Below are 11,373 nucleotides of genomic sequence, written 5' to 3'. Positions count from 1 at the left end.
TGTCCACTGAGCGTGCTCAGGTCTCCTCGGCGGCCGTCTTCGGCCTGCTCAGCAGCGCCGTGAACGCCCCGGCCAGCGCGACCAGCGACGACAGCACTAACGCGAGCTGTCCTTGGGCGAGCACCACCGCGCAGAGCACGAACGCCGCGGCCACGACCAGTACCAGCACGCTGCGGTCCAGCCAGGCGAGCAGGATCAGCCCCAGTGTCAGCAGGACCGCGCTCCGCGCGTCGCCGTCCATGTCGAGTTCCCAGTAGCCGACCAGATCCGCCAGCACGATGGCGACCAGGCCGCCGAGGGCGATCGCGAGGATCCTCCACCACCGCACGGGCTTCGTCCGCCAGGCATAGAACAGCACCGTGCCGAGGTAGACCGCGAGCACGGCGAACAGCCAGTTGTCCAGCCGGCTCATGCCGACGACCGAGACGGCGGACGCGGCCTCCCGGCTCATCTCCACGCCGTACAGGTTCTGGTAGTAACCCTGTTCGCCGCGGGGCGGGTAGCCCATCCAGCCCCCGGAGCGGCGCGGATCCCCGGCCAGCGCCACCACGATCAGCTGTGCGAATCCCAGCAACGCCAGCGGAAACCAGTAACGCGGTCGCTCGTTCCCCATGCGGGGTGAGGGTAGTGGGTCAGGCGCAGAACGGGGGCAGCTCCCGCGGATCGTTCTCCGGCACCCAGCGGCCCTCCGGCTTCTCGTACTGCCAGCGGGCGCCGCGGGCGACGATCTGACGCAGCGCCAGGACGACCCGGTCCACATGTTCGGTGGTGCTGCCGAGGCCAAGGCTGACCCGGACGGCCTGCTGGCCGGTCGAACCGGCGGCGGAGATCAGCCGCTTGGTGGCGATGTGCGCGCAGAACGCGCCGTCCCGCACGCCGATGCCGTACTCCGCGGACAGGACCGCGGCGAGCCAGCCCGGTTCGAAGCCGTCGACGACGAAGCTGAGCGTGCCGACCCGGTCGACCGGCGCGTCGAACAGCCGCAGTTCGGCGAAACCGGGGATGGCGGCGAGCCCACGCCGCAGCCGCGTCAGCAGTTCGTCTTCGTGGGCGACGATCGCGTCCCAGTTCCCGGAAAGCGTCTCGCAGGCGACACCGAGCGCGTAGACGCCGACGGTGTTGGGGGAACCGGCTTCGTGCCGCTCGGCGCCGGCGTTCCAGACCACGCCGAAGTCTTCGGAGTCGCGGGTGACGAGCTTCGTCGCGCCGCCACCGGCGAGGTACGGCTGGGCGGCACGCAGCCAGTCGGCGCGGCCGATCAGCGCACCGGCACCGAAAGGCGCGTACAGCTTGTGGCCAGACAGCGCGATGTAGTCGACGTCCAGTTTGCGCACGGAGATCTTGCGGTGCGGCGCGAGCTGCGCGGCGTCGAGCGCGATCCGGGCGCCATGTCGTCGCGCGACGGCGGCGATCTCCTTGACCGGCAACAGTTCCCCGGTCACGTTGGACGCGCCGGTGATGACGACCAGCCGCGAGCCCTGCGGGCAGTCGGCGAGCGCTTCGTCCACCGCGGACACCGCGGCGAGGCGGGTGCGGGGCGTCTCGATCCGGCGGACGTTCGGACCCTTCCACGGCAGCAGCGCGGCGTGGTGGTCGGTGTCGAACACGACGACCGACGTGTGCTTCGGCAGGCTGCGCGCGAGAAGGTTGAAGGAATCGGTGGTGTTGCGGGTGAACACGACGGTGTCGGTCGACCGCGCGTCGACGAAGTTCCGCAGGCTTCCCCGCGTGCGCTCGTAAAGCTTGGTGGAGACCTGCGACGCGAATCCGGCGCCGCGGTGGACGCTGGCGTACCAGGGCAAGAATTCGTCGACCGCGTCACGCACCTTGTCCAGACAGGGAGCGCTCGCCGCGTGATCGAGGTTGGCGTACCCGATGTCGCCCCCGGTGACCAGCGGGACCCGCAGATCGGCGCACGCGACCGTCGGGATTTCGTGTGTGACAACGGTTTCCGCGATAGTGGCGGGGGTGCTGGTGCGTTCGAGAGCGAGTGTCATCGTCATCCTCCGGGCCAGGGGACCCCGACGAGGATCCCGCGCTTGCCCGTCGCACCACGCGACGAGCCAGGTCCTCACCCGGGGCACCCCACCGCGGAAGGAGGGTTGCCGGTCAGCTAGCCGGGGCTTGACGCTGACACTCGTGACCTACGAACGAAGTTAGCCGATGCACCGGCGATCAAGCCACCCCTTGCCCGCATGGTGAGACGCCGGTCACGCATTCCGCAACCGAGGAGAACCCCCGCAATTAGTCCTCTAGTTGCGATAGATGCATGTGCAAGTACCGCAACTAGAGGACGAAACGCGGGAGGTCAGACGCGGAATCGGCCGGGCAGGGGAATGGTCGAACGGGACGAGACCTCGGTCGCCGTACCCGAGTACTGATCGGTGCCCGCGGTGAACTGCCAGCCGCCGAAGATCTTGCGGTCGACGGCCTCGCCGTGGGCGTCGGCGACCTTGGTCGAGAGCTCGTCGTAGGACACGCCGTTCCAGTTGCCAGCGCCGACACCGAAGTCGCGCGAGTCGCCACCCTTGACGGTGGCTGTGGGCAGGGTCCACAGGGTGAAGTGCACGTGGGCGCCGGTACTGCGGCCACCACAGGGCAGCGCGTTTCCGGTCAGGCCGAGGGCGTCGCCCGGGACGACCCGCTGGCCGTCGGTGACCGAAATGTCCTCCATGTGGTAGTACCCGGTCCGCCAGCCACTCGCGTGGTCGATGGTCACCCAGTCGCCCCCGTCGCAGTGCTGAACTCGGACGGTGCCCGCCAGCGGCGCACGCACGGTCTTGTTCCCAGGACTGAAGTCGATGGCGTTTTTCACGCCGGAGGTGCCGTTGTCCGAGTGAATTCCCGCCGAGTAGACCGACTGACCCGTGTCGAACGGCAATCCGAACGCGGGAAACGCGCCGGCCGCGGAGGCTACCGGAGCGGAGAGAACCACCCCGACGAGTGCAGCCGCAGCCCCCAGAACGGCGAACCGTGCAGGAAGTTTCGTCACCTTGCGTACTCCTTAACCCGTGACACTCACCCATTCGATGGAGTCAATTGCGGGAAAGGTAGTCCAAAAGGGGGACGAAGAGGAAGAAGTTTCTGAGATCAACCGACGAACAGCTGGTGCCGGTTCGTGACCTATTGGCCGGATTCGCCCTTCCACCTGGCGAGGCGACCGGCCCGGTCGACGGCACGGAGCCGTCGTTCGGCCGCGTCACGCGCGTCGGAGGTGGTCACGACGAGTAACTGATCGCGTTCCTGGAGCCGGGTGTTCTTGTTCGGCGTGAAGCCGGTGCCGTCCCGGACGAGCAGGCTGATCGTCGCCCCGACCGGAAGCCGCAGTTCGGCCAGGTAGACGCCGTGCATCTTCGACCCGGAGTTGATCCGGACCTGCAGGAGTTCGGCACCCATCTCATCGAGTGGCGCGGAGTCGACGTCGATTTCGTGCGCTTCGGTGTGCTGAGCCAGCCCGAGCACTCTCGCGAGCGGGGTCAGCGTCGCCCCCTGAAGCAGGGTCAGCACGATGACCAGCACGAACACCGCGTCGACCAGCTCCTGCGCGCCGGGCACGCCGGACGACAGCGGGATCAGTGCGAGCACGATCGGGACCGCCCCGCGTAACCCCGCCCAGGACAGGAACACCTGTTCTCGCCACGGGATCTTGAACGGCAGTGCCGACAGCACCACTGACAGCGGCCGGGCGAGCAACAGCACGACCGCGCCCGCGACCAGGCCCTGGACCAGGCTCTCGAAGATCCTGCTCGGCGATGCGAACAGGCCGAGCAGCACGAACAGCCCGATCTGCGCGAGCCAGCCGAGCCCTTCGGCGAAGGACAGTGTGTCCGACCGGTGCGGCAGCTTCGAATTCCCCAGCACCAGGGCGGCGACGTAGGTGGCGAGCAGGCCCGACGCGTGAGCCAGCTGCCCACTCGAGTACGCCACGACGCAGACCGCGACCGTGGCCAGCGGATACAGACCGGTGGCGGGAAGCGCCGCCCGGCGCAGCGCGAACGCCCCGCCCCAGCCGAAGGCCAAGCCGATCACCAGCCCGGCGCCGAGTTCGTAGACGACCAGCAGCGGCAGCGACCAGTCAACGGTCGTGCCCTCGGCGAGGACGACGACGGCGATGTAGGCCGGGGCGTCGTTGATCCCCGACTCGATCTCCAGCGCACCGACGAGCCGCTTCCCGATCCCCGCCGATCTCAGCACCGAGAAGACCGCGGCGGCGTCGGTCGACGCGAGCACCGCGCCCCACAGCAACGCCATCCGCCAATCCAGGCCCAGCAACCAATGCAGGGCCGCGCCGGTGACCGCGATACTCACCACGACGGCCACTGTGGACAGTGCGATTCCAATGCCCAGCGAGGGTTTCACGGCCGTCCACCGGGTGGTGAGACCACCTTCGGACAGGATCATCACCAGTGCGGCGAGGCCGAGCGACTGGGTGAGTTCAGGGTTGTCGTACTGGATGCCGAACCCGGCTTCGCCGAGCAGGACCCCCATCCCCAGGTAGAGCAGCAGCGAGGGAAGGCCGACCTTGATCGACACCCGGACGGCGATCACGGCGACGAGGAGAACCGCGCCACCGGTACCCAAGATGAACGGGAGCTGTTCCATGTCGCCTCCCGTCCGGCCGCCGTGAGGCCTCCAGAATAGTGAGGCGGTGATCGTCACACCTTCGTGCACCGCCGACGGCGAGCCGAACGGACTGTGTTACAGACTGTCCTTTACGGACTCCGCAGGGCCATCAGGTCGACACCTAGTTCCGCGAAGGGTTTCGCCGCCGCGGGCAGGACCTTCACCGCTCGGTTGCCCTCACGCGACAACCAGCCGGCACTCACTCCGTGGGACAGTAACGCCGCGGGGACCCGGCCCGCCAAATGATCACGGCGGACTGTCCAATCCAGACAGTCGCGGAGCATCGGACGGCGGCTATCGGCGATCTCCACCCCGAGTGTGCCGAGCACGTCGCGCCCGCGACCGGTCAACGTCAGGCCGTCGGCCTCGTCGATCAGCCCGGCGGCGAGCATCCCGTCCCGCAGCGCGACCCCGACCGTCCCGGCGAGGTGGTCGTAGCAGGTCCGGGCGAACTCGAGCCGCTTCACCCGGACCGACGACCGCAGCCCCTTCACCGGGCGGTGTTCGGCGTGCTGCGCCAATTGCTCGATCAGCTCCGCCACCCGGGGATCGGCGATCCGGACGTAGCTGTGCCGCCCCTGTTTGACCCGGACGACGAACCCGGCCTCGGTCAGCTTCGTCACGTGCTCGCTCGCCGTCGACGCGGCCACTTCGGCCGCTCCGGCCAGCTCGGTCACCGTCCAGGCACGCCCGTCGAGCAGCGCGAGGCACATCGACGCGCGGCTCGGATCGGCGAGCACGGCCGCGACCTCGGCCAAGGCGATCGTTTCCATGCGCTCACCGTAGAAGACCCACGGTTCGGCACGGACCGAAATATCAGCCCGCCAGGAACCTCGCCGCCAGCTGGACCGCGGGTTCGGAGTCGTTGGCGCCTTCGAGCATGACGGCGAACGCGACGTCTCCCCGGTAGCCGACGAACCAGCCGTTGGCGTCGGCACCCGAGCCGAACTGCGCGGTCCCGGTCTTGCCGAAGACGTTTCCGCTGCCCTTCAACGCCTTCGCGGTCCCCGTCGTGCAGACCTCGCGCATCATCGCCCGGACCTGGTTCAGCACCCCGGCAGGCGGGGCCTGGTAGCCGGCGTTGACGTTGGTCTCCAATCCCTGCCACAGCTTCGGCACCACCGGTTTCCCCGTCGCGACCGTGGCGGCCATGAGCGCCGCGCCCAACGGGCTGACCTGCACCTTTCCCTGTCCGATCCCGGCCTCGACTTGCTCGTCGGCGCTACTCGACGGTTCGACCTTCCCGGTTTCGGTGGCCAGTCCCGGGATCTCGAAGTCGGCGTTGAGGCCTAGCTGGCTCGCGGCCTTCGCGAGGCCGTCGGCAGGCAGTTGCCCGGCGAGCCGCCCGAAGGTCGTGTTGCACGATGCGGCGAACGCCGTCTTCAGCGAAACAGTCCCCAGGTCGAAACCGTTTTCGTTCATGAGCGTGCGGGTCCGGATCTGCTCACTCCCAGGGCAGGCCATCGGCGAGTCGGCGGAGACCCCGCCCTGCTGCAGCGCCGCGGTCGCCGTAGCGATCTTGAACGCCGAACCCGGTGCGTACAGGCCGCTGAGCGCCTTCGGCTGGTTGCCCGCCGCGGCGTTCTGGGCGACCGCCAGCAGGTCACCGCTGGTTTTCATCGCGACGATGATCGCCGAACCTTGAAGGCCGTCGACAGCCTTCTGCGCGGCACTCTGGGACGCCACGCTCAAGGTCGAGACCAGCGGCTGACCGGCTTCTTCGGCCTGGCCGAAGAGTGTTTCGACCGGTTTGCCGGAAGCGTCGACGCGCGACACGGTGACGGTGGCCGGGGTCCCGGTTCCGCCGTTCTGCTCGGACGCGACCTTGGACAGCGCCCCCTGCAGGATCGGCGCGACACCCGCCGCGTCACCGCCGACGAGAGCCTTGCCCTCCCTGTCGGCCACGACCGGCTTGGCCGAAACGGGCGCGACGGAGAGCCACTGATCGGCTTCGAGTTTCGGGTGGATCACCGACATCGCCCAGCGGACCACCCATTTCCCGGCGTTGCGGACCAGGTCCAGCTTGCCCTCGTACTTCCAGACGCTGGTGCCCTTGAAGGTCCAGGAGGCGTGGAAGGTGGCCGACGTGCTGGTCGCCTCCCCCGGCGTCGTCGGGACCTCGCCGAGGGCCGCTTCGACCGCCGTCGGGGTGAGCGCGCCGCGCGCCGCGGACAGCGCCGCGGTGGCCGCCGGCGGGTCATCGACCGGGGCGGTGTTCAGGTCGCCGGCCTCGAACTGCCGCAGGAACCGGGCGGCGACCCGCGCCGGGCTCTCCTGCGCTGTCCCGGTGGGCTCCCCCGGGCCACCGGTGGCGGCGGGCGCCTGATCCTCCTTGACCAACAGCACCACCGCGGCCACCACGATGGCGACGACCGCCAGCGCGGCGCCGATCAGGATCCCTCTTTTCCGGCCAGGACTCATGGACTCGTTCTCCCCCAGTGCGGCACGTCCTTCACGCGCTCCGGGTCAGCCTGCCGATTTCCTCCGCGCAAGGCCGTTTCCCAGCGAGAAAGCGACGGTTCCGAATCCGTTTCGTGATCCCGGTGGTCCAGACCGCGTTCTGGATGAGATGAACGGGACTTTCATGGCAAATTTGCCATGAAAGTCCCGTTCATCTCACTCTCGGAGTCAGGCTTTGGCGACCGCCACGGTCACCTTGGTTCCCTCCCCGACCGTCCCGGCCGAGCCGTCGGCGACGGTACCGTAGGCCACCGAAGTCGCCAGGGTCTCCGAAGCGATGAACTCCTCGTGCGTGGTCGCGGCCGTGACCACGTCCTCCGGCGCGTCGACGGTGAGCGCGATCCGGTCGGCGACGTCGAGACCCGCGTCCCGGCGGGCCTGCTGGACGACCCGGACCAGGTCGCGGGCCAGGCCCTCGGCCGCCAGTTCGTCGGTGACCTCGGTGTCGATCAGCACCAGACCCGCTCCGCCCGGCAGTTCCGCGGCCGCACCGCCGCCCTTGGCGACCAGGCGCCGCTCGTACTCACCTTCGATGAGTTCGATGCCGGCGGCCACGACGGCTCCGCTCTCCGACGTCGTCCATTCGCCCGCCTTGACGGCCTTGATCACCGTCTGGACGTCCTTGCCCAGCCGCGGCCCGGCGGCGCGGGCGTTGACCGCGACCTCGAACCCGCCGTGCGTGGCGACCTCCGTGGTCAGTTCGACGGACTTGACGTTGACCTCGTCGCGCAGGATGTCGGTGAACTCGCGCAGCGAATCCGCCTCGTCCGCGGCGACGACCAGTTTGGCCAGAGGCAACCGGACCCGCAGCTTGTTCGACTTCCGCAGCGAAAGCGCCGAAGAGGCCACCTGACGCACCCGGTCCATCGCCGTCACCAGCGCCGCGTCGGCGGGCAGGTCGAGCGAGTTCGGCCAGTCGGTCAAGTGGACCGAACGGCCACCGGTCAGCCCACGCCAGATGACCTCCGCTGTCAGCGGCAGCAACGGCGCCACCACCCGCGACGTCACCTCCAGCACGGTGTGCAGGGTGTCGATCGCGTCCTGCTCACCCGCCCAGAACCGGTCGCGCGACCTGCGCACGTACCAGTTCGTCAGCACCTCGAGGAAGTCACGGACGGTCGAGCAGGCACCGGCGACGTCATAGGTGTCGAGCGCGTGCTCGACGTCGGTCACCAGTTCGTGCGTCTTCGCCAGCGCGTACCGGTCGAGGACGTGCTTGGAATCCGTGCGCCACTGGCCTTCGACGCCCTCGGCGTTCGCGTAGAGCGCGAGGAAGTAGTACGAGTTCCACAGCGGCAGCACGGCCTGGCGGACAGCGTCGCGGATGCCCTTGTCGGTGACGATCAGGTTCCCGCCGCGCAGGATCGGGCTCGCCATCAGGTACCAGCGCATCGCGTCGGAACCGTCTCGGTCGAAGACCTCGTTGACATCCGGGTAGTTGCGCAGCGACTTGGACATCTTCTGGCCGTCCGAGCCCAGCACGATCCCGTGCGAGATGCAGGTGCGGAACGCCGGCCGGTCGAACAGCGCGGTCGCCAGCACGTGCAGCAGGTAGAACCAGCCGCGCGTCTGCCCCATGTACTCGACGATGAAGTCGCCCGGGTAGTGGTGCTCGAACCACTCGGTGTTCTCGAACGGGTAGTGCACCTGGGCGTAGGGCATCGAGCCCGAGTCGAACCAGACGTCGAACACGTCCTCGATCCGGCGCATGGTGGACTTCCCGGTCGGGTCGTCCGGGTTGGGCCGGGTCAGCTCGTCGATGAACGGCCGGTGCAGATCCTCCAGCCGCACGCCGAAGTCACGCTCGAGTTCTTCGAGCGAGCCGTAGACGTCCGTGCGCGGGTACGCCGGGTCGTCCGACTGCCACACCGGGATCGGCGTGCCCCAGTAGCGGTTCCGGGAGATCGACCAGTCGCGGGCGTTCTCCAGCCACTTGCCGAACTGGCCGTCCTTGACGTTCTCCGGGTACCAGGTGATCTGCTGGTTCAGCTCGATCATCCGGTCCTTGAACTCGGTCACCGCGACGAACCACGACGAGACGGCGCGGTAGATCAGCGGGTTCCGGCAGCGCCAGCAGTGCGGGTACGGGTGTTCGTAGGTCTCGTGGCGCAGCAGCACCGCGCCCTGGCGACCGGCGGAACCGGTGCCGTTCTTGAGATCCTTGATGATGTTCGGATTCGCGTCGAACACCTGCTGGCCCGCGTAGTCCGGCACGGTGGCGTCGAACTTGCCCTGCGCGTCGACCGGCGTGACCGGGGCGATCCCGACGGCGTCGGTGACGGCCTTGTCCTCTTCACCGTAGGCGGGCGCGATGTGCACGACACCGGTGCCGTCTTCGGTGGTGACGTAGTCCGCGGACAGCACACGGTGGGCGTTCTCGTGCCCGGCGAAGTACGGGAACGGTGGGGCGTAACGGGTTCCGAGCAGCTCGGTGCCGGTGTAGTGCCCGACGACTGTCGGCTCCTCGCCGAGCTCGCGGGCGTACGACGCGACGCGTGCTTCGGCGAGCAGGAACCGCTTGCCGTCCTGTTCCGCCGACTCCACCACGACGTACCGGACATCCGGGTGCACCGCGGTCGCGAGGTTGGACGGCAGCGTCCACGGCGTCGTCGTCCAGATCAGCAGATAGGTGCCGTCGAGCTCGTTGTCGTTGCCCTCCAAGCGGAACCCGACCGTGACGGCCGGGTCCTGGCGGCTGGCGTAGACCTCGTCGTCCATGCGCAGCTCGTGGTTGGACAGCGGGGTCTCGTCGCGCCAGCAGTAGGGCAGGACGCGGTAGCCCTCGTAGACGAGGCCCTTGTCCCACAGCTGCTTGAACGCCCAGAGCACCGACTCCATGTACGTGACATCGAGCGTCTTGTAGTCGTTGTCGAAGTCGACCCAGCGGGCCTGGCGGGTGACGTAGTCCTGCCATTCGCCGGTGTAGCGCAGCACGGACTCGCGGCACGCGTCGTTGAAGACGTTGATGCCCATGGCGTCGATCTCGGACTTCTCGGTGATCCCGAGCTGGCGCATGGCTTCGAGTTCGGCGGGCAGACCGTGCGTGTCCCAGCCGAAGCGGCGCTCGACGCGCTTGCCCTTCATGGTCTGGTAACGCGGCACCAAGTCCTTCACGTACCCGGTGAGAAGGTGACCGTAGTGCGGAAGACCGTTGGCGAACGGCGGGCCGTCGTAGAAGACGTACTCGTTCGAGCCATTGCTCCCGGCTTCGCGGGCATCGATCGAGGCCTGGAAAGTCCGATCGGACTCCCAGTACGCGAGGACGCGCTTTTCCGACTCGGGGAACGAAGGCTGGGACGGGACGCCGGTCTCGCCGTCCATCTGTGCCTTGGGATACATCTTCGGTGCTCCTCGCGGTTCGTCTCTCTCGTACGGGCTCTCACCCACACGGGGACGAGACGGCCGTTTCCGGCGCGTTCCGCGGTACCACCCCGCTTGCCCGGCCGGTGGTGTTCCGGCTGGGCCGCTCATTCGACGGCTGTGACGGGCCATACCCGTCCGGTTCTACTGGGGGCGCGGACGCCCTGTTCTTCCGGAGGCTCCCCGGTGATGACCGGATCGGTGCCAGTTGACTCAAGGGTAGCGCGCGGGGGCAACCGGGTTGTCGGGGTGGGGTCGGGAGACGCAACGCCCTTCCCCGGTCTCGCTCCGGCGAGTCCACTGGCGACGGGTTCGCCTCTCGGAAATGAGCTGGACCGGGCCGACCCACGCGGAGTCGCCGTCCGTGCGGACGGCCCGTATCTGGAACCGCCCCTTCTCGATCGCGATCTCGGCCTGCTCCGGCGTCCCGCCGGCCGGATACTCGCCGAGCAGGTCCGCCTCGGAATCCGCAGCAGGCCAGCGGAGGAAGGTGTGCTGCTCCGGGAGATAGCAGGTAGTGACCGGGGTCGTCGCCGAGAACCAGACCCAGCGCTTCGCCGATAGGGACAGTGGCCGCGAGCGCGTTCACCGCACAGGCACGGTCGTAGTCGTCTTGGCCTTCGCTTTCTTCCGCATTCCCCTTCCAGTCCGGCAAGGCCGAGACGGGGACGATGATGAGCGGGCCGCCGAAGGATTTCGACCCAGGTTGTCTTCGTCGGCGCTGAGTTCACGACTGGATGTGCCCCCGGGAACCGACAGTTTCGCGCGGCGTCGCGACATACTTCCGTCATGACGGATTGGGTGACCGGGCAGTCACGGGGGTTCACGACGTTGCTCGGCGCGCGCATCGAGGAGTGGGCCGGTGTCGAAATCGCCTTGCGGGAAGACGTGGCGGGAACCGGTCCTCCTGGCCGAGGTTCACTTGCGGAT

General features: G+C 68.4%; 8 protein-coding genes and 1 riboswitch. All 8 genes read right to left on the bottom strand.

Translation table 11 applies throughout. The features are described from left to right. Positions 1 to 16: 16 nt before the first annotated feature. Positions 17 to 613, bottom strand: a complete 597-nt coding sequence (locus tag ACM6LR_RS16865) for a hypothetical protein (protein ID WP_414938114.1) — start codon at positions 611 to 613, stop codon at positions 17 to 19. Between the two features lie 19 nt (positions 614 to 632). After that, positions 633 to 1,997, bottom strand: coding sequence for an aminotransferase class V-fold PLP-dependent enzyme (locus tag ACM6LR_RS16860; RefSeq protein WP_414944079.1), 1,365 nt, complete (start codon positions 1,995 to 1,997; stop codon positions 633 to 635). Between the two features lie 33 nt (positions 1,998 to 2,030). Continuing rightward, positions 2,031 to 2,145: riboswitch (SAM riboswitch) on the bottom strand. A gap of 163 nt (positions 2,146 to 2,308) precedes the next feature. Next, a complete protein-coding gene (locus tag ACM6LR_RS16855) occupies positions 2,309 to 2,992 on the bottom strand; it encodes a M23 family metallopeptidase (protein ID WP_414938112.1) in 684 nt (227 codons plus the stop codon). Positions 2,993 to 3,123: 131 nt separating this feature from the next. Beyond that, the gene (locus tag ACM6LR_RS16850; RefSeq protein WP_414938111.1) at positions 3,124 to 4,602 is read right to left on the bottom strand and encodes a potassium/proton antiporter; all 1,479 of its coding nucleotides are present in this window, start codon (positions 4,600 to 4,602) and stop codon (positions 3,124 to 3,126) included. A 110-nt stretch (positions 4,603 to 4,712) separates the two neighbouring features. Further along, positions 4,713 to 5,396 carry an ArsR/SmtB family transcription factor gene (locus tag ACM6LR_RS16845; protein WP_414944078.1) on the bottom strand — a complete coding sequence of 228 codons (684 nt, stop codon included), beginning with the start codon at positions 5,394 to 5,396 and terminating at the stop codon, positions 4,713 to 4,715. Between the two features lie 43 nt (positions 5,397 to 5,439). Next, positions 5,440 to 7,044, bottom strand: coding sequence for a penicillin-binding transpeptidase domain-containing protein (locus ACM6LR_RS16840; protein WP_414944077.1), 1,605 nt, complete (start codon positions 7,042 to 7,044; stop codon positions 5,440 to 5,442). A gap of 207 nt (positions 7,045 to 7,251) precedes the next feature. Beyond that, positions 7,252 to 10,422 carry an isoleucine--tRNA ligase gene (gene ileS, locus ACM6LR_RS16835; protein WP_414944076.1) on the bottom strand — a complete coding sequence of 1,057 codons (3,171 nt, stop codon included), beginning with the start codon at positions 10,420 to 10,422 and terminating at the stop codon, positions 7,252 to 7,254. Between the two features lie 40 nt (positions 10,423 to 10,462). Further along, positions 10,463 to 11,098, bottom strand: a complete 636-nt coding sequence (locus ACM6LR_RS16830; RefSeq protein WP_414944075.1) for a hypothetical protein — start codon at positions 11,096 to 11,098, stop codon at positions 10,463 to 10,465. Between the last annotated feature and the right edge of the window lie 275 nt (positions 11,099 to 11,373).

The sequence above is a fragment of the Amycolatopsis sp. cmx-11-32 genome (genome assembly GCF_047608695.1).
Taxonomy (GTDB): Bacteria; Actinomycetota; Actinomycetes; order Mycobacteriales; family Pseudonocardiaceae; genus Amycolatopsis.
Note: the sequence above shows the minus strand (reverse complement) of the source record. Positions and strands in the feature narration are given on the sequence as shown.

Bases quoted from the DNA above. Each gene is read 5' to 3' on its own strand.
- ACM6LR_RS16840 (WP_414944077.1), bottom strand. From the start codon at position 7,044: ATGAGTCCTGGCCGGAAAAGAGGGATCCTGATCGGCGCCGCGCTGGCG.
- ACM6LR_RS16850 (WP_414938111.1), bottom strand. From the start codon at position 4,602: ATGGAACAGCTCCCGTTCATCTTGGGTACCGGTGGCGCGGTTCTCCTC.
- ileS (WP_414944076.1), bottom strand. From the start codon at position 10,422: ATGTATCCCAAGGCACAGATGGACGGCGAGACCGGCGTCCCGTCCCAG.
- ACM6LR_RS16865 (WP_414938114.1), bottom strand. From the start codon at position 613: ATGGGGAACGAGCGACCGCGTTACTGGTTTCCGCTGGCGTTGCTGGGA.
- ACM6LR_RS16860 (WP_414944079.1), bottom strand. From the start codon at position 1,997: ATGACACTCGCTCTCGAACGCACCAGCACCCCCGCCACTATCGCGGAA.
- ACM6LR_RS16845 (WP_414944078.1), bottom strand. From the start codon at position 5,396: ATGGAAACGATCGCCTTGGCCGAGGTCGCGGCCGTGCTCGCCGATCCG.